Consider the following 15,555-nt stretch of genomic DNA (forward strand, 5'->3'; position numbering starts at 1 on the left):
TAGTTTTAAAATCACACCTTACACCAATTAATTCTTTCATACCAAATTTGATTTAAAACAACTCATCTCTCTTACCCATCATCAACTCAACCGTAACCAACCATTGCTCAAACAGCTTTTCACTTTCTTCACGATTACTCAACTTGTACTGATCAAATTGACTATGGCATGAATGACATAGCGGCACTGTGAACTCGTCACTAGCTTTGATTGATCTACCCTTGCCATGCTTGGCGCTATTTGAATGCGCTGCCTGACTATCTGGATTACCACAACGGACACAAGGTAGCTTTCTAATTTTAGCGAGTCGTTTTGGGTTTCTCATGAAGTAATTCTTCTATGCTTGCGATCTGCTTACCAATCTTTCTTAACTCAGCTCCGCAGTCTTGGCGAAATGCATAGCTTGAATACAAGTGGTTGTAGTTCATCAATCGAGCTTGGTTTGCTTTAAGCACTTCAAGGTTTTTAACTGCTTCTATTCGATCAACCATACTCACCCCGCAATAAGAAAAGAAAAACCCCTCAACATCTAGAATGCGAGGGGCTTTTGTGTGCCGTAATACGTTCGGCGATTTATTTGAGCCACCAACCAAAAAAAGGGAAGCGCATTGTAAAGAGGCAAAATCAAATAATAAAATTTAAATTTATTTACTTTTCAAATACTTAATATTTATTCAGCAATAAAGTTGTATAGGCTATTAATTTACAAAAGGGCAAGTTAGAATACTCATATAACTTATTTTAATGAGTTATATAACCATTCATAAAGAGGTATCAGATAAAGATGATGGAGTTTGAATTCACCTTTAAGGTGAGACTTAAAATTACTCGGAAAATGGCTTTAAAAGTTTGGACGCTTGCACTGCCATTTTCCGAGTTAGCATTATTAATCAGCCGATTTCCTTCCAATATAGAAGATTTAACTGATTTAATAATTTGGTTCGTATTTTGTTTATTCATAAACATAAAATACGTTTTTTTAATTCCAATGTAAACTTTAATAACTTTGCTGGGTGGCTAAGGCCGCCCAGTTATTTAACTTCTTTCAAACAGCTTCGACAAACTTTTATCTCATCACCATCGATCGTGTGGTCAATTTCAACCGCACCATAGAAGCCGAATAAGCATTTTAAAAATTGGAGCATGTGGATCTCCTTACACTGGAACTCATGCAACTTAAGCTTAATACTTATATTTCACCTTTAAATTCATCTTAGAGGAGAGCTCTTTTTTAAATTCCCTTATAAGCTTTAATCTTAAGTATGTGATAAATTGGCACTTTCTATTACTTTATAAAAATGAGGGTTCCATGCTGTCCAACAGCCAAAAAAACTATATCATTGGATTAATAAGCCTAGTGGTATTGATTGTTTTAGCATTATTTGTCTATAAAAATCTCAAAGTTGAGGATAAGACAACAGTTGCACAACCACAACCATCTGTAGAACAGAATAAATTGGTCGCTGGATTGAATAAAGAGCAATACATATCTAAGTGGTGTGAAGCAAATTCACAAGATCCATTTGTTTGTGTAACCGCAATTCAAGATTGTAAAAATGACATAAAGTCTAGTAAATGTGATAGCGAATCTTTTAACCAATTAGAAAGTAGTTGGAATCAAAATAAGAACCCAGATCCGAACTCAGAAAAGCCCCAATCAAAAGTCGATCAAAAAGTTCTTGCGGAATACTGTTCTTATACTGTTGATACCAAAACCTGTATAAAAGATATGAACGCTTGCTTTGATGGAACTAGCACTGACAAGAACTGCAAAGCCTATATTCGAGCCTTCAATGATGAAACTACCAATGGAACTGATTATGGTTCAGATACATCAAATAGCAACCCTACACTTGAAGACATCTACCAAAATAATGTGGCCGTTGAATCAGTAAAGGCTTGCAAAGGTAATGCCAACTGTAACACTTTCCACGCATTAGCAACAAATTGGGAGGCAATTCCTCAAAGTGAAACAAAACAACTAGCACGTGATGGTGATGGTTATGGCTTATGGAAAGGTTATTCTTACTCAGATGAAAGAATCAATGAGTTAGCAGAAGCTGGTGAGGCAGCATTTTATCGCGGTGGTGCAGCCTCACCAAAGGAAGAACGAATATTTGGCCAAGGTCTAGCCGTTCTTCTTTATCTTCAGGGGCCTGAAAACTTCGAATACTAATAAATCCAATAAATCTAACAAAAAAGACAAGTTATGTGACTTGTCTTTTTTTCTTTCATAATCATAGTTTGTTATTTTTTTAGATACATATTATTAAATTACAGGCATTAAAAAGCCCACCTTTTAGTGAGCTTAATTTAGTCATGGTCAGAAACTGTGTAATACGACCAGTATAGAAATAAGATACCCTAGTTATCATTTTAATGATAGCCCTATGCTCGCATTTCTTTGTAAGTTTCCTTTTTATATTTTTTGATCGCATTTGATGCTTCGTCAATTGCAGATTCAAGAGCCAAACTCATTAAATCCTCATACGGTTTCCATGTTAAACGATACACATTAGTTGTCATCTGCATCGAATTAATCCCCGCATAATACAATCGACCTTGCGCTGTAAAATTTCCCTCAAGCTCAGGATTCAAAGCAAAGTCAATTACCATACGTGCAACCAAGTACGCCAAATGATTCATGGTAATATGCTCAGGCTCCCGCTTCTTATCATCCTTAGCATTGACCAACATAATTTTAACCAAGTGATTGCGCACATGCTCATAATCACTTTCACACTTCCCATCAAAGACAATAAGCGCTGTAACTGACTTTGCAAGCTGTGTTTCCATGCTCGCAATCGCACCCAAACGATCTTCATAATTCAAAGGCTTCTCCCCAGTGCCATGTGCCTGTGGTTCAAAGTTTGGTGACTTCGCTGTAATACCCTTAGTCAACCATTCAAACGGTTCAAATTTTTCTGCTACTGCATTCATCCCAATCCCTCAAACTTCTCTAATATCGATATCGTGTACTGTTTTCATAAGGTGTTTCTTGTTGCGATAACTTGGTAAATTTCCCGTTCCCGCCGACTTCACATCTTCAACAATGAATTTCCCGTTTTCGATGTATGTAAAATCCGCGTAATACCTCAATTCGGGTTTTGCCCTTTTCTCGCCTTCCAATTTCACTTTAGGTGCCAAGACAAATTTGACCTGACACCGTAATTCTGAAATTTCACCCCTCTGCATGCGCGCTGTAAGCTCGATATAGCGCTTGTACTCTTTGACGCTATCAAACTTCACTCCATCCTTTTCAATGCCCTGAGCGTTAAATTTGCTGCGCCCAGACTTGGGTTTGGTCTTGGGCGCATATTGTTTATGGTATTCAGCGAGTGAGATGCTGGTCATGGCTCACCATCGTAAAAGCGTTCGCAAAATCCCGATAAGGCCTTGCATAAACACTCCCATCATTCAGACTTTGATAAACGGCCATTTTTGGAAACTTTTCGTTGTTACACTTATTTGCTGTTGCGATGTAGCTGTATAGATTTCCAGTCTTGTTGTGCTTATAGATCACGACTCACCTCTCTCAATCACTCTCGTCGTCAGCGCTATATGATTGCGAATGTCTGATACATGGTCGGTTCTGTCGTAGTCAGCGATGGCAGCACTAAGATCATCGTACGTAAACCCCTCACTTGATCTGTGCCACATCCCATTTATGACTGTGAACTTCATATCATCAGGACAGCCAAGATTTTTAAGCATCCCTAGTAAATTGCGTGCCTGCTCTAATCCATGGTCTTCAATAAATTGCTGTACTTTCATCCCCTCACCCCAAATAATTGTTTTGTTTTATTAGTAGCCGTAAAACCCGCAGGTGATGCATCATCGCGCTGCACATAACCCGCTTGGGTTAATTGATCCAAGTAACGCTGCACACTTCGCTTAGTGCCACCCACCAAGGCCAACACGTCTGCAACGCTTGATTTCCCACTTTTGGATAACATGTGGCTTAAAACCACAATCATTTTCTCACCTTGAGCTACTGCGTGTTGTGAACGACACCAATCCCCGGTTTTATTGTCATGCTGATCCTTCACACCCCACCTCCTACACGCTGATCCTCTTCCATAAATCTCAAAGCAAATGGGATCTTCTTATTTTCAAAACTTAAACTTGCTCGGTATTGCTCAAAATTATCGAATGGATCCACGTGCTCGAACTCCATACCTTCAACTTCCTGAGGATCTTTCAAAACCTCGATCATCTTGTTTACGGGTTCGCGCTTGATCAGATCTTGGATTTTCGCCAACGCCTCTTGAGCAGTTGTTTTGAATTTCTGAGCGTCTTGATTTAGCTCCGAGCTTGATTGCTTGTATTCAAGTTGTGCAGCTGCCTCGGGTGCAGGTAGAAATCCCTCCAATTGAGCCTGTTGAATTGCCGCAATCTGCTGATCCTTGTCCACACCAAGACTTGTTGTGTAAACCGGTTTAACCCCAAGGTCCTTCGCTTCAGTAACTAGACGCTCATAAACCGCAGTAAAGATCTTTTTGGCTTCAGCAACTTGGTATTTATCACCAGTAGCAACCAAGTCGGCACACTTCTCGAATGCTTTCGCTGCTTGCTCAGTCCATACCACTGTCAATTCGCGACCAGTACCCATTTCGATTGAATTTTTCGCAATAGCCCAAGCTTCATGCGCATCAAGCCATTCTTCTGATTTAGGCTCACACCAATCTCTGAATTCAGGAACTGTTGGCGGCCACTTTTCACGTTTCATACGAGCCATGCCACGAGTAAAATCTTCAACCGTCAAACCTTGGTAATTTTCAAGCATCTCTTGAGCGAGTTCAGCGATATCAACACCTGTCCACTGGTCCGCAAACTTCTTGCCGTAGTTCACACGCATTTTGTTGATCAGACGCATAACGTCCTGAGTAGTGATGTTAGGCATTACCCACCTCCTGAATCACAAACGGCTTTTTTGGTGTTACATCAATCGCCTCATCTGCGAGAGCTTCTTGAATACCTTGCTTCCAACGATCCATTTCAGATGCGGTGCGTTGTTGAGAGGTTTGCATTTGCGGCTTTGCTGCATTCTGTTTTTCAGAATCTTGATTTCGCATAATCCATTGAACAAATTTCACCAGTGCTTTGTTGGCAACCATGTGTTGATCTGCGTAGTACAACTCGAATTGTGATTGCAGTTGATCAATGTATTTCTGATCTACTTCAAACCGACCTGCCATTTTCAATTTCGTGTTCACCGTGTTCAGGTCAAACGTATATTTATATTGGTTATTGGTTAATGGTTCTTGGTTAATGGTTAATGGTTAATGGTTTATGGTTAGGTGACGGTTCGTGCTTTTCTTCACACGGTTCGTGCACGGTTCGTGACGCTTCGTTTTTAGATTTGCGTTTTTCTTCACGCTGCTTGGCGATTCGTGCGTTAGTTTCAGCTTTGGCTTTATAATCCATTAGCTCATCTTGAATGCGCTTTTGAATATATCGACCATCATTTTGCAGTTCAAAAAACTTGGTTAATACGAATTTAACAGCTGCAATTTCCGCTTCGTCACGAGCCCAAGTCCAATCAAGTGCATCTTCAAGAGTTGGGAACACTTCACGGTCGTAAATTGCATCCATGAGTAAGGTATAAGCACCATGTTCAAGCATGGATAAACGCCCTGCTTTTTTAGCGTAATCGCCTAGATTGCGTTTGTAGTAATGCATTAGTTACACCCCACACATTCATTATTTTTAACTTTACGCACCAAACCACCACATGCCTTGCACGACTTAGTATGCATATACGTTGTGCGACCCATTGAGCGCGCATTGCTTCGATTCTTTTGATGCTGTGGAATGTCAGCACGGTCTTTTGATTCACCGAATGAGAAGTGACCACGCTCAACACCAAATACAGAGTTAAAGTCGGTACTGAAACGGTCTTGGAATAGAGAGTCGATCATGCTGCACCTCGATTTACCTGACGCATCCAAAGATCACGGCCGATTGTTAAGCATAGGTCGCACTCACAACCAAAAGAATAGCTGTCGGCAGTTCCACAAGCCCTTTCTCTTTCGATCATCTGTTCTTCAAATCTTTCTATGTCTTCGTCGGAGCCGCTCTCTTTTCTAATGAGTCCGTAACCCATGTTGTACCCGCGCATAAATGCACAGCAAATTTCGCATCTGCATTTCTTTGCATACGCACTATGCGTGCCGTGCTTAACTGGTTTTGGACCCACCAACTCAGGAAGGTTTTCTTGTTTTCTGGCTTTACGTTCCGCTTCGTATTTACGCTTAGCATCACAACAATCAAGACAGCGGCATTTATGGTGCTGATAACCACTATTTGTGCCGTGAGTTAATCCTCTCATGCCGCCACCCCTTCACTCACTAGCTTCTCAATTACCCATGCTTCACCTTTGGTTGTGAACATTGGTTGAGAAAATCCAAGCTCAGTTTGCTTAAGCTCACCAAAACCCTTATCGATAAACCATTGTTGGAATACGCGAGCACGCTTCACACCACGACTGTATACGCTTAGTAGATCAAGCTGCTTATTCATAGCTACGAAGGTTGGTTTGCAGATCGCTGCGGCAAAGTGACTGCAAGCCGCATTAAAGATATTGGCGCAAAACCAGTTAAAGGTAAGAAATATAACGCCCTAACATTAACAATTCTTTCTGAGCGCATTACTGGCGTTCAGGAGGAAACTCCAACCACAAAAGCAATGCAATGGGGTATTGATCAGGAAGAAAATGCGATTGCTGCTTATGAAAATGAGACGGGTAATTTTGTTAAAGGCACAGGGTTAGTTGATCATCCAGTCATTAAATTAAGCGGTGCATCGCCTGATGGATTAATCAATTTAGATGGTCAAATTGAGGTTAAGTGCCCTGCTACAACAACTCATTTGAACACGTTACTCACTAAAGAAGTGCCTGCGGAATACATCCCGCAGATTACTTGGCAATTGGCGTGTACTCGTCGCAAATGGTGTGACTTTATTAGTTTTGATCCTCGCCTACCTGAGCATTTGCAACTTGTGGTTATTCGGGTATTTGCAAAAGATTTGGACATTGCAGGTGTTGAGCAAGCAGTCATTAATTTCAACATTGTCGTCGATAAAGCGATGACTGAGTTGAATGCAGAGTATGAGGTGGCAGCATGAAACTACCCAACAGTATTTCGCCCGCCTTTATCGAATGGCTAGATCGTGGCGGTCACAAAATCGAACTCAAGAAAAACGCCATGATTGTGAAAAAGCAATTTAGCGACAGTATGAAACGCAGCGTGATTCCTTTCGAGCGTCACGAAATTAAAGAGTTTTACGAATTGGATGAATACCTATCTCAGCGTTATGAAGTGTTTTTAAAACAGTACTTTAATAATGGGAAAAGCTTTGTTGATGACTTGAAATGGGCCATGGCTGGCAAGTATCGCAAGGCTGTGATGATGAATAATTTGGCGAAGGTGGCGTGATGGATATTCAGAAAGAAAGAGAAGCGTTTGAGCACCATCTGACTGACATTGGTCTTGTTGAGTTTGCTGGATATGGTTTTGAAGTTGATGAGTGTGATGAATATTTACATGAACCAACTCAGGTTGCATGGGACTCTTGGCTTATTGGGTTAGGTAGATCCAAAGCCCAAGCGGTGCCGGAAGAAAAAGGTCGATCAGATTTTGAAATTATCACTCAAACAATTGAATTGGTTGATTTGATTGCTGGTTCAAATCGCTTCCAACGCGACAAATCCAAGCCGTTTCCATTTGAGTCTAATAATCCTAGAAATATCGAATGGTGGAGATTGGCTTGTAAAATTCAGGAGTTGTTGACTGATACAGATCCAGAAAATTGTGACTTTGATGAATACAAAGCCATGATCGAAGCACAGGAGCCAGCCAATGATTGAAATTCAATTAACAAAACCCCAATTCGCCCAGCTCCAAATTGACAACTTAACTTCTAAAGATATGCCCTATTTTGAAAATTGGGATGCGCATGAAGTTGGACTGTTTAATGCGATTGTGAATGCGGTCGATTACGACAATGAGTTCACTTTCAATATGCGTGGTTGGTCACGTCAGCGTGTAGTGAATGGCACAGGCGGCATGATCGAAGTAAATGAAATGAATGCGGATGAGCTATACCATTTATTTAGTTGTTATTTGAGTGGGTTGCCTCAAGTAGTTTTTGAAAGTTTGAAGGAGGTGTCTTGATGGGATTATATATTTCAACGCCTGATTTGTTGAAGCGCTACGGTATTACCAAAGGTACTTTGATCAATTGGCGTGATAAACAGGATTTTCCAGAACCATTGATCAAAGCACATGGGCGCTCATGTAGTCGCTATGGCATCAAGGCTGTAGATGCTTGGGAAAGAAGTAAAGGGTTGCTTGAGTCATTAGAAATACAGCCTTTAATATCAAAACGCTCGTGATTGTTCAATATGGTGCAGAGTTTATGGAACCACTTCTCATAAGCCTGCGCCTGTTCATCCATGTATTCATGTAAATCATAGGTTCCCCACACAGCAGGTAACCCATGACCCAGCATAATTTCACAAATATGCGGTGGCGCTAATTCAGATATATGTGTTCTCATCGTCCTGCGCAAATCATGCATAGTCCAATGCTGCATCTCTACATCAAATCGCTTACGCACATTATCATTCACATATGGTGGAATTGTTGTTTGAAAGCTTTTTGAAAGCTTCGTATATGCTTTACCTTTTAAGTTTGGAAAAGCATATTCACAGCTATCAGGCGACAATGAAAAAACATACTTAATGAATGGCACAATATGCGGAATAAGGGGTCGGATAATCGGCTTGTGGGTACGGTCCCCCATCTTGTGATTCTCTGGTGGTACGTGCCAAATCATTTCCTGAAAATCAAAGTCAGATTTCTTAGCCAATCTTAATTCTGATACACGGCAGCCAAAGAACAGTAGCATAATAATAATGGCTTTGTTTTTTGGTGATATGGCATTGGATATCAGAGAAGCATGCACCACCCAGAATATTTCCTGTTCTGAAAGATAACGGGAACGCTTCACTTTCTTTACGTTTAAATCAGCTGCTTTAAGATGCTGAATAGGCTGATTCATTAATTTCCCGTGTACACACCCCCAGCGCATAATCATTTTGAGATTACCAAGTATTTTCACTGCTACCGTTTTAGCACCATCTGTAATTTCAAATAATAGTGATGACCATTCTTGTAGGGTGACATCGTCACAAATTCTACGACCTATACGTGGATAAACATGAATTTCAAATGCCCTTAAATCATATTCTTTTGAGACTTTATTTACGGCAATTGTATTAAACCAGAGGTCACATATTTCTTTGACGGTCAGCTGCTTCAGATAGTCGCTTTCCCCTTTTAGCTTAAGTTGCATTGGGTCTTTGCCTTGATCGAGCTCAATTTTATATTTATGAACCTGAGCACGAGCATCTTTTAGACCTAATAATGGGTATGTACCTAGATCTAGTCTTTTGGCTTGACCACCAAAACGATAGCGATATTGAAAAACGACTTTTCCCTTTGGGGATATTCTGACTGACAAACCATCTCTATCTGTTACAACTTCGATTTTTTCTCGCGGTTTCCCATTATTTGATTTTAGCCAACTATCACTTAAAGACATTTAAATTTTCCAGTCCAAATACTTTATACTCTGTACATATTCAAGCAGAGCAAAAATATGTACACACATATGTACATATTTTTTCTTGAAAGGTAAATAACTTTGTTAAACTTTGAAATTATTTGATCATCGTTAATAAACGCGAAAGTTGAGCAATTTCATTGAATCTAAAGCTTTTCTATATGCTTTGTTAAACTTTGAAAATCTTTGGAGAATCTTGAATGCAAAAACCGACTATAATTTTCGATATGGACGGTACTTTACTCGATCTTGCTTATGATGATTTTATCTGGAATGAGCTGCTGCCAATTCGCTATGCTGAACAGCATCAGTGCTCACTCGAACAAAGCAAGCAAACGCTATTTAGTTTTTATCAACAGCATAATCATACCCTAAAATGGTACTCCTCTCGCTTTTGGACGTCACAAGTTGGCGTTGATGTTCTGGCAATGCAGATAGAACAAAAAGCCAAAGTAGCCAAACGCGAAGGCTGCATTGAGCTACTCACCTATCTTAAAGAAAATGGCTATCCTATTTGGCTTGCAACCAATGCCGACTTTGCAGGCTTACAATTCAAACTTGAAGAAACCGGTCTTCGTGATTTTTTCGATGTTATCGTCAGTTCAGAAACGCTCGGTCATGCCAAAGAGTTTATTGAGTTTTGGCAAATATTAGCAAGCAAACATCCCTTCGATGCAAAAAACTGTTATTTCATTGATGACACAGAAAAAGTGCTTAATGGTGCAAAACTTTTTGGGATTGAACAGCTCTATTCGATTCAGCAGCCTTCATCTACCAAAGCGCCTCGTGAGACTTGCAATTACCCAATGTTGTCCGCATTAACAGATTTAATCCCTATTTTAAAAGCTCAAATGATTGAGCAAGCCGAGGAACAGAAAAAATATGCGTAAATCAAATCTAGCCGAAGATGCGGTTGGTATGCGTATAGACAAATGGTTGTGGGCTGCACGTTTTTTTAAAACACGCTCTATTGCCAAAAATGCGATTGAAGGCGGTAAAGTTCATCATAATGGCGAACGCGTTAAAGTCTCTCGTGAAGTTCGTGTAGGCATGGAATTAACCATTGCCCAAGGCCTTGAGAAAAAAACCGTGGTGGTGAAAGCATTGTCTGATGTTCGTGGGCCTGCTCCAACCGCTCAGCTGCTTTATGATGAAACTGAGGTCAGTATTGCAAAACGGGAATTGCTCGCATCCCAAAGAAAGTTGCATAATCTAGCTCGGCCAGATCATCGACCAAGTAAAAAAGATCGTCGAGATATTGGTAAATTTAAAAAAGAAAATGATCAACAGTTTGACCAGCAATGGTCTTATAATGATGATTAAGTTAAAGCGTCACAACATGTCGCACCTGTTGTGATTTTCATAGAACAAAAGGATGATTTCTGTCACTATACCCTCGTGGAACAGATTTAAACTGAATACATCCACTTGAGTATATTGTTTCGTGACATCGTATTGAGGTTGTAAGATGGATGATAATAAAAGCAAGGCGTTAAATGCGGCCTTAAGCCAAATTGAAAAGCAGTTTGGTAAAAACACCGTTATGCGTCTTGGTGATAATACCGTGCAGGCAGTTGAAGCTGTCTCTACAGGTTCTTTAACATTAGATATCGCACTCGGTATTGGTGGTTTGCCTAAAGGTCGTATCGTAGAAATCTACGGTCCTGAATCTTCTGGTAAAACGACTATGACATTACAAGCCATTGCACAATGTCAGAAAGCTGGCGGTACTTGTGCATTCATCGATGCTGAACATGCATTAGACCCTCAATACGCACGTAAACTTGGCGTAGATATTGATAACCTTCTTGTTTCACAGCCAGACAATGGTGAACAAGCACTTGAAATTGCAGACATGCTGGTACGTTCAGGTGCCATTGACCTGATCGTTGTCGACTCTGTAGCTGCACTGACCCCTCGCGCCGAAATTGAAGGCGAAATGGGTGACTCACACATGGGCTTACAAGCTCGTCTAATGAGCCAAGCACTGCGTAAAATTACCGGTAATGCGAAACGTTCGAACTGTATGGTGATCTTCATTAACCAAATCCGTATGAAGATTGGTGTAATGTTTGGTAGCCCAGAAACCACAACTGGTGGTAATGCACTTAAATTCTATGCATCTGTACGTTTAGATATCCGCCGTATTGGTCAAGTGAAAGAAGGCGACGAAATCATTGGTTCAGAAACCAAAGTGAAAGTTGTGAAAAACAAAATGGCTCCTCCATTCCGTGAAGCGATTTTCCAAATTCTTTATGGTAAAGGCGTGAACCATTTAGGTGAGCTTGTTGACCTCGCAGTACAACAAGAAATTGTTCAAAAAGCAGGTGCTTGGTATTCATACCAAGGTGACAAGATTGGGCAAGGTAAAAACAATACCATTCGCCACTTAGAAGAACACCCTGAACTTGTGCAAACTATCGAAAAACTGATTCGTGAACAACTTCTGACTACGGGTACAGCACCTGTAGAAGACAAAGACGAAGAAGAACCAGACTTTTTAGATGCTTAATTACAGCATACTTTAATAGCAGACGAAACGCCCTACGGGGCGTTTTGTTTTGCACTCAAAATTTGTATTAAAATGCCCCCATGACTAAAGACCATTTTCCACTCTTGCTTGATTATGAAGCACTGAAACAACAGTTTGCAGAAGCTGAAGAAACTACCTGCGTAAATCATGCTGTACAAACTGACATTTCACATGACAATACTTCGGTGATCGATCACACTGCATTGCATTTTGACACCAATAGTAAAGATGTTCATGCTGAAAAAAAACCAGGACTGCGCGGCTCTCGTCTACGCTCCTACGCTTTTGCAGTACTCACACGTAAAGAATACTCAAAAGCGGATTTAATCGAAAAATTAGCACTGTATGCGGATAGCCGAGAAGAAGTCATACACTTGGTGGAGGAACTCGCGCGTGAGAACTATCAAAGCGATCAGCGTGTAGCAGAGATGGTGCTATCGAGTCAAAAACGTAAAGGTAAAGGCCCTAATCGTATAAAGCTCGCGTTAAAAAATAAAAAAGTAGACAGTGAATTAATTCAGGATGAATTAAAAGAAACAGATTGGGTCGCTGAAGCCTACCAGCTCAAAATAAAAAAATTTGGCAAAGCTGTTGAACGTGATCCAAAACAAAAAGCCAAACAAATACGTTTTTTGCAATATCGAGGCTTTGATCTCGATACGATTTTTAAAGTGATTGCACGTAAAGAATTTGAAGACGAATAACAAAGATATAGATCTAAATGAAGAATTAATAAAACTAAAATAAAGAATAATATAGGATTGAAAAAATGAGAGGACGTTTAATTTATTATTGTTGAAACTGGTGGCAACCCTACCAGCAAGACTTCGGCACATCATATTTCTACTACCGTTGCTACCTTCCGGTCCTGGCGGGGTTTATAGAGTACAATTGCGAAGTAACCGGCAGGGCTACCATTGCAAGAACAGAGTATAGAGATTTTTAATAAACATGCAAGCCTAAAACCAAGAATTCCTGAATAGAAAAAACTGTTTGATTATTTATAAATCAATATGATGGTCGATGATGTAGAAAACGTGAAACTTCATCACTATATTTTTACTTTAATACACAGCAAGATTGTAAAAGCTTATTGCAATTCAGAACTTTGGCGTTTTTAATGTGCTTATCGTTTTATCTAAAGCTGTCTGTAATAAAACTATTCTATACGGACATGCTTGTAACTACATGGAATTTTTATGATGTTTAAACAGCATGTATTGTGTGCCCTTACATTGACTTGCTCAGGTGCATTATTTGCCAATATTCCAATTGAATCTCGTGGTTTGAGTGGCGCTAATAATGACACTGTGTATACAGCAAATAATACAGCCATTCAAACAGGTGCTGGCTCTATCCCTATTCCAACCAATTTGAATTGGCAGCTTATGCAGAAGAACCAACAGCTCGAAAATGAATTGCGTAGCTTACGCGGTAAAATGGAAGAGCAAGACAATATTATCGAACAATTAAAAAGTGAACTTACAAACCGCTATGCAGATTTAGATCAACGTTTAGAACTACTCCAACAAAAAGTAGATCCAAGTGAAGACACAGAGGCCGCGGAGGATAACCAACAAGGTACTGCACCCAGTAACAGCTAATACAGCGCCTACTCCTGTTAAACAACCTACGACCCAAGCAACATTAAGCTCATCTGCAAAACAACCTGTAAATGCAGGTGGTGACTCACTTGAGCTCGAGAAAGCGGCATATACCGTTGCTTTAGATGCATACAAACAAGGTGGTGCAAAGAAAGCCATTGCACCAATGAAAAACTTTATTAAGAATAATCCTAACAGTGTTTATATTAGCAATGCATATTTTTGGTTAGCTGAGTTCAACCTTGCTGTTGAACCGACCAATTACGCAGAAGCGAAAAAGAACTATAGTATCGTGGTAGATCAATACCCTGAGTCGACCCGCGCACCTAGAGCGTTATATCAACTGTATAGCATTGCAAAAGACGTCGATCGAAATAGTAGTTTAGCAACGCAGCTCAAAAGCAAGCTTATCCAAAAGTATCCAAAATCTGAAGAAGCAGGCTTTGTTAAAAAATAATCCTATTTTTAACGCAAAAAAAAAGACACCTTATAAGGTGTCTATTTTTATTCGCAGTATTTAACGAACGATACCGCGCTTAGACTGCTCAAGTGAGTCAATCAACAATTGCGCTTCTGCCACATCAGGCAAAATTTCAGTACGAATACGCTCAATCGCTTCATTCGTCGTTAAACCATCTTTATAGATCAATTTAAAGGATTCACGTAAACCTTGAATCACATTTTTTGACCAACCTTTACGACGCATGCCTTCAATGTTCATGGCAAAAGCATGGGCTGGATTACCAGATACCATGACATAAGCAGGTACATCTTTCAAAATAAGCGATGCACCACCGATCATACTGTATGAATCGATTTTACAGAATTGATGAATACCAGAGTTACCACCTACGATAACATAATCACCGATATGGACATGGCCGGCAACGCCGACGTTATTAGCAAAGATATTGTTATCACCTACCACACAGTCATGTGCAATATGTGTATTCACCATCAATAAATTGTGACTACCAACTTTAGTTAGCCCCTGATCTTGAACAGTACCACGGTGTAAACTACAGTGTTCACGAATCGAGTTATAATCACCGATTTCTAACCAGGTTTCTTCACCAGCATATTTTAAGTCTTGGCAGACTTCACCAACACTGGCAAATTGAAAAATTTCGTTATGTTGACCAATACGGGTATAACCACCCACCACAACATGTGAATGCAGTTTAGTGCCCGCTCCAATTGTGACTTTAGGACCAATAATACAATATGGTCCAATTTGCACATCCGGAGCAATTACTGCTGATGAGTCAATAATGGCGGTAGGATGAATTAATTCGTTATTGCTCATGCTGTCTCTGTTTTCTGATGCGAAACCATAATTTCCGCGGTTGCTGCGACTACGCCATCTACAGTGGCAACACAATTATATTTGTAAATGCCACGCTTTTGCATCACTAATTCCGATTTTAATACAAGTTGATCGCCTGCAACGACTTGTTTTTTAAATCGAACCTTCTCTGCACCAGCAAATAAGAACAGCGAACCCGCTGAAGGTTTCTCATTATTCATAATGAAACCTAAAATACCCGACACTTGCGCCAATGCTTCAACAATCAGCACACCCGGCATAATTGGGTATTCAGGGAAATGGCCTTGTAAAAATTCTTCATTAATCGTTACATTTTTATAGCCTACAATCCCGTTGTCAGTCACTTCAACAACACGATCAACCAATAAAAACGGATAACGATGTGGCAAATATTCACGAATAGTCTGAATAGTCATTGGTAATTCAGGTTTTGTGAAAGCTGGGGTATTCGACTCTGTCAT

Annotated in this window: 25 protein-coding genes, 1 other RNA gene and 2 pseudogenes; 11 read left to right on the plus strand and 17 right to left on the minus strand. The window is 40.1% G+C overall.

The genetic code is table 11. The features are described 5' to 3' along the window. Positions 1–52: 52 nt before the first annotated feature. Positions 53–325 carry a DUF968 domain-containing protein gene (locus AC25JC_RS00615; protein WP_486923260.1) on the minus strand — a complete coding sequence of 91 codons (273 nt, stop codon included), beginning with the start codon at positions 323–325 and terminating at the stop codon, positions 53–55. Further along, on the minus strand, positions 300–491 hold the full coding sequence (locus tag AC25JC_RS00620; RefSeq protein ID WP_180115803.1) for a hypothetical protein: 192 nt from the start codon (positions 489–491) through the stop codon (positions 300–302). Before AC25JC_RS00620 ends, AC25JC_RS00615 begins: the two co-directional genes overlap by 26 nt. A gap of 818 nt (positions 492–1,309) precedes the next feature. Between AC25JC_RS00620 and AC25JC_RS00625 the strand changes: the two genes are divergently transcribed. Continuing rightward, entirely contained in the window at positions 1,310–2,176 is an 867-nt protein-coding gene (locus tag AC25JC_RS00625) for a hypothetical protein (RefSeq protein WP_486923261.1), read from the plus strand. Between the two features lie 212 nt (positions 2,177–2,388). On the opposite strand, the gene AC25JC_RS00630 is transcribed toward AC25JC_RS00625, so the two are convergent. From AC25JC_RS00630 to AC25JC_RS00680, 11 genes and pseudogenes are all read right to left on the minus strand, one after another. Beyond that, the gene (locus AC25JC_RS00630; RefSeq protein ID WP_486923262.1) at positions 2,389–2,940 is read right to left on the minus strand and encodes a hypothetical protein; all 552 of its coding nucleotides are present in this window, start codon (positions 2,938–2,940) and stop codon (positions 2,389–2,391) included. A 9-nt stretch (positions 2,941–2,949) separates the two neighbouring features. Beyond that, positions 2,950–3,354, minus strand: coding sequence for a DUF1064 domain-containing protein (locus AC25JC_RS00635; protein WP_486923263.1), 405 nt, complete (start codon positions 3,352–3,354; stop codon positions 2,950–2,952). Further along, positions 3,332–3,523 (minus strand): DUF1653 domain-containing protein, encoded by a 192-nt coding sequence (locus AC25JC_RS00640; RefSeq protein ID WP_106986610.1) that lies wholly within the window; start codon positions 3,521–3,523, stop codon positions 3,332–3,334. Before AC25JC_RS00640 ends, AC25JC_RS00635 begins: the two co-directional genes overlap by 23 nt. Continuing rightward, complete coding sequence (locus AC25JC_RS00645; RefSeq protein WP_486923264.1) at positions 3,520–3,774, minus strand: hypothetical protein; 255 nt, start codon at positions 3,772–3,774, stop codon at positions 3,520–3,522. The genes AC25JC_RS00640 and AC25JC_RS00645 overlap by 4 nt, the downstream gene beginning before the upstream one ends. Further along, positions 3,771–4,049, minus strand: coding sequence for a hypothetical protein (locus AC25JC_RS00650; RefSeq protein ID WP_486923265.1), 279 nt, complete (start codon positions 4,047–4,049; stop codon positions 3,771–3,773). Before AC25JC_RS00650 ends, AC25JC_RS00645 begins: the two co-directional genes overlap by 4 nt. Continuing rightward, positions 4,046–4,903, minus strand: a complete 858-nt coding sequence (locus tag AC25JC_RS00655) for a hypothetical protein (protein ID WP_486923266.1) — start codon at positions 4,901–4,903, stop codon at positions 4,046–4,048. The genes AC25JC_RS00650 and AC25JC_RS00655 overlap by 4 nt, the downstream gene beginning before the upstream one ends. Beyond that, positions 4,896–5,198 (minus strand): hypothetical protein, encoded by a 303-nt coding sequence (locus tag AC25JC_RS00660; protein ID WP_486923267.1) that lies wholly within the window; start codon positions 5,196–5,198, stop codon positions 4,896–4,898. The genes AC25JC_RS00655 and AC25JC_RS00660 overlap by 8 nt, the downstream gene beginning before the upstream one ends. A 70-nt stretch (positions 5,199–5,268) precedes the next feature. Next, a complete protein-coding gene (locus AC25JC_RS00665; RefSeq protein ID WP_486923268.1) occupies positions 5,269–5,682 on the minus strand; it encodes a YdaU family protein in 414 nt (137 codons plus the stop codon). Further along, on the minus strand, positions 5,682–5,921 hold the full coding sequence (locus tag AC25JC_RS00670) for a hypothetical protein (protein ID WP_180116572.1): 240 nt from the start codon (positions 5,919–5,921) through the stop codon (positions 5,682–5,684). Before AC25JC_RS00670 ends, AC25JC_RS00665 begins: the two co-directional genes overlap by 1 nt. Then, positions 5,918–6,331, minus strand: coding sequence for a hypothetical protein (locus AC25JC_RS00675; protein ID WP_180116571.1), 414 nt, complete (start codon positions 6,329–6,331; stop codon positions 5,918–5,920). Before AC25JC_RS00675 ends, AC25JC_RS00670 begins: the two co-directional genes overlap by 4 nt. Next, positions 6,328–6,528, minus strand: a pseudogene (locus AC25JC_RS00680) (hypothetical protein); the annotation flags it as partial. The pseudogene AC25JC_RS00680 and the gene AC25JC_RS00675, both read right to left, overlap by 4 nt. On the opposite strand from AC25JC_RS00680, the gene AC25JC_RS00685 reads away from it, so the two are divergent. The 5 genes from AC25JC_RS00685 to AC25JC_RS00705 are packed head-to-tail and all read left to right on the plus strand — an operon-like array spanning position 6,511 to position 8,398. Further along, the gene (locus AC25JC_RS00685) at positions 6,511–7,128 is read left to right on the plus strand and encodes a lambda exonuclease family protein (protein ID WP_180115437.1); all 618 of its coding nucleotides are present in this window, start codon (positions 6,511–6,513) and stop codon (positions 7,126–7,128) included. The pseudogene AC25JC_RS00680 and the gene AC25JC_RS00685 sit on opposite strands and share 18 nt — an antisense overlap. Further along, complete coding sequence (locus tag AC25JC_RS00690; RefSeq protein ID WP_486923269.1) at positions 7,125–7,439, plus strand: hypothetical protein; 315 nt, start codon at positions 7,125–7,127, stop codon at positions 7,437–7,439. The genes AC25JC_RS00685 and AC25JC_RS00690 overlap by 4 nt, the downstream gene beginning before the upstream one ends. After that, positions 7,439–7,870: a hypothetical protein gene (locus AC25JC_RS00695; protein ID WP_180115175.1), complete on the plus strand. Its 432-nt coding sequence runs from the start codon at positions 7,439–7,441 to the stop codon at positions 7,868–7,870. Before AC25JC_RS00690 ends, AC25JC_RS00695 begins: the two co-directional genes overlap by 1 nt. Next, entirely contained in the window at positions 7,863–8,177 is a 315-nt protein-coding gene (locus AC25JC_RS00700) for a hypothetical protein (protein ID WP_180115176.1), read from the plus strand. The genes AC25JC_RS00695 and AC25JC_RS00700 overlap by 8 nt, the downstream gene beginning before the upstream one ends. Continuing rightward, positions 8,177–8,398: a hypothetical protein gene (locus AC25JC_RS00705; protein WP_168377601.1), complete on the plus strand. Its 222-nt coding sequence runs from the start codon at positions 8,177–8,179 to the stop codon at positions 8,396–8,398. The genes AC25JC_RS00700 and AC25JC_RS00705 overlap by 1 nt, the downstream gene beginning before the upstream one ends. Here the strand turns inward: AC25JC_RS00705 and AC25JC_RS00710 are convergent. After that, positions 8,308–9,609, minus strand: coding sequence for a tyrosine-type recombinase/integrase (locus AC25JC_RS00710; RefSeq protein ID WP_486923270.1), 1,302 nt, complete (start codon positions 9,607–9,609; stop codon positions 8,308–8,310). The genes AC25JC_RS00705 and AC25JC_RS00710 overlap by 91 nt on opposite strands. 221 nt (positions 9,610–9,830) lie before the next feature. On the opposite strand from AC25JC_RS00710, the gene AC25JC_RS00715 reads away from it, so the two are divergent. The 4 genes from AC25JC_RS00715 (at position 9,831) to AC25JC_RS00730 (ending at position 12,867) form a co-directional block, all read left to right on the plus strand. Continuing rightward, positions 9,831–10,520, plus strand: coding sequence for an HAD-IA family hydrolase (locus AC25JC_RS00715; protein ID WP_218948318.1), 690 nt, complete (start codon positions 9,831–9,833; stop codon positions 10,518–10,520). Continuing rightward, the gene (locus AC25JC_RS00720; protein ID WP_180115178.1) at positions 10,513–10,953 is read left to right on the plus strand and encodes an RNA-binding S4 domain-containing protein; all 441 of its coding nucleotides are present in this window, start codon (positions 10,513–10,515) and stop codon (positions 10,951–10,953) included. Before AC25JC_RS00715 ends, AC25JC_RS00720 begins: the two co-directional genes overlap by 8 nt. Before the next feature lie 145 nt (positions 10,954–11,098). Beyond that, a complete protein-coding gene (gene recA / locus AC25JC_RS00725; protein WP_078193524.1) occupies positions 11,099–12,142 on the plus strand; it encodes a recombinase RecA in 1,044 nt (347 codons plus the stop codon). A gap of 80 nt (positions 12,143–12,222) precedes the next feature. Beyond that, positions 12,223–12,867: a regulatory protein RecX gene (locus AC25JC_RS00730; protein ID WP_486923271.1), complete on the plus strand. Its 645-nt coding sequence runs from the start codon at positions 12,223–12,225 to the stop codon at positions 12,865–12,867. Between the two features lie 107 nt (positions 12,868–12,974). Here the strand turns inward: AC25JC_RS00730 and ffs are convergent. Next, an RNA gene (gene ffs / locus AC25JC_RS00735) (signal recognition particle sRNA small type) lies at positions 12,975–13,071 on the minus strand. A 291-nt stretch (positions 13,072–13,362) separates the two neighbouring features. Here ffs and AC25JC_RS00740 point away from each other — a divergent pair. After that, positions 13,363–14,224: pseudogene (locus tag AC25JC_RS00740) on the plus strand (YbgF trimerization domain-containing protein). A 60-nt stretch (positions 14,225–14,284) separates the two neighbouring features. Here the strand turns inward: AC25JC_RS00740 and lpxA are convergent. Continuing rightward, positions 14,285–15,073 (minus strand): acyl-ACP--UDP-N-acetylglucosamine O-acyltransferase, encoded by a 789-nt coding sequence (gene lpxA, locus AC25JC_RS00745; protein ID WP_486923272.1) that lies wholly within the window; start codon positions 15,071–15,073, stop codon positions 14,285–14,287. Next, positions 15,070–15,555 (minus strand): 3-hydroxyacyl-ACP dehydratase FabZ, encoded by a 486-nt coding sequence (fabZ, locus tag AC25JC_RS00750; RefSeq protein ID WP_171263789.1) that lies wholly within the window; start codon positions 15,553–15,555, stop codon positions 15,070–15,072. The genes lpxA and fabZ overlap by 4 nt, the downstream gene beginning before the upstream one ends.

The sequence above is a fragment of the Acinetobacter sp. P37 genome (genome assembly GCF_057480965.1).

Coding starts and splice junctions, on each gene's coding strand:
- AC25JC_RS00615 (WP_486923260.1), bottom strand. CDS start 325: ATGAGAAACCCAAAACGACTCGCTAAAATTAGAAAGCTACCTTGTGTC.
- AC25JC_RS00620 (WP_180115803.1), bottom strand. CDS start 491: ATGGTTGATCGAATAGAAGCAGTTAAAAACCTTGAAGTGCTTAAAGCA.
- AC25JC_RS00625 (WP_486923261.1), top strand. CDS start 1,310: ATGCTGTCCAACAGCCAAAAAAACTATATCATTGGATTAATAAGCCTA.
- AC25JC_RS00630 (WP_486923262.1), bottom strand. CDS start 2,940: ATGAATGCAGTAGCAGAAAAATTTGAACCGTTTGAATGGTTGACTAAG.
- AC25JC_RS00635 (WP_486923263.1), bottom strand. CDS start 3,354: ATGACCAGCATCTCACTCGCTGAATACCATAAACAATATGCGCCCAAG.
- AC25JC_RS00645 (WP_486923264.1), bottom strand. CDS start 3,774: ATGAAAGTACAGCAATTTATTGAAGACCATGGATTAGAGCAGGCACGC.
- AC25JC_RS00655 (WP_486923266.1), bottom strand. CDS start 4,903: ATGCCTAACATCACTACTCAGGACGTTATGCGTCTGATCAACAAAATG.
- AC25JC_RS00660 (WP_486923267.1), bottom strand. CDS start 5,198: ATGGCAGGTCGGTTTGAAGTAGATCAGAAATACATTGATCAACTGCAA.
- AC25JC_RS00665 (WP_486923268.1), bottom strand. CDS start 5,682: ATGCATTACTACAAACGCAATCTAGGCGATTACGCTAAAAAAGCAGGG.
- AC25JC_RS00670 (WP_180116572.1), bottom strand. CDS start 5,921: ATGATCGACTCTCTATTCCAAGACCGTTTCAGTACCGACTTTAACTCT.
- AC25JC_RS00675 (WP_180116571.1), bottom strand. CDS start 6,331: ATGAGAGGATTAACTCACGGCACAAATAGTGGTTATCAGCACCATAAA.
- AC25JC_RS00690 (WP_486923269.1), top strand. CDS start 7,125: ATGAAACTACCCAACAGTATTTCGCCCGCCTTTATCGAATGGCTAGAT.
- AC25JC_RS00695 (WP_180115175.1), top strand. CDS start 7,439: ATGGATATTCAGAAAGAAAGAGAAGCGTTTGAGCACCATCTGACTGAC.
- AC25JC_RS00700 (WP_180115176.1), top strand. CDS start 7,863: ATGATTGAAATTCAATTAACAAAACCCCAATTCGCCCAGCTCCAAATT.
- AC25JC_RS00705 (WP_168377601.1), top strand. CDS start 8,177: ATGGGATTATATATTTCAACGCCTGATTTGTTGAAGCGCTACGGTATT.
- AC25JC_RS00710 (WP_486923270.1), bottom strand. CDS start 9,609: ATGTCTTTAAGTGATAGTTGGCTAAAATCAAATAATGGGAAACCGCGA.
- AC25JC_RS00715 (WP_218948318.1), top strand. CDS start 9,831: ATGCAAAAACCGACTATAATTTTCGATATGGACGGTACTTTACTCGAT.
- AC25JC_RS00720 (WP_180115178.1), top strand. CDS start 10,513: ATGCGTAAATCAAATCTAGCCGAAGATGCGGTTGGTATGCGTATAGAC.
- recA (WP_078193524.1), top strand. CDS start 11,099: ATGGATGATAATAAAAGCAAGGCGTTAAATGCGGCCTTAAGCCAAATT.
- AC25JC_RS00730 (WP_486923271.1), top strand. CDS start 12,223: ATGACTAAAGACCATTTTCCACTCTTGCTTGATTATGAAGCACTGAAA.
- lpxA (WP_486923272.1), bottom strand. CDS start 15,073: ATGAGCAATAACGAATTAATTCATCCTACCGCCATTATTGACTCATCA.
- fabZ (WP_171263789.1), bottom strand. CDS start 15,555: ATGACAGAGTCGAATACCCCAGCTTTCACAAAACCTGAATTACCAATG.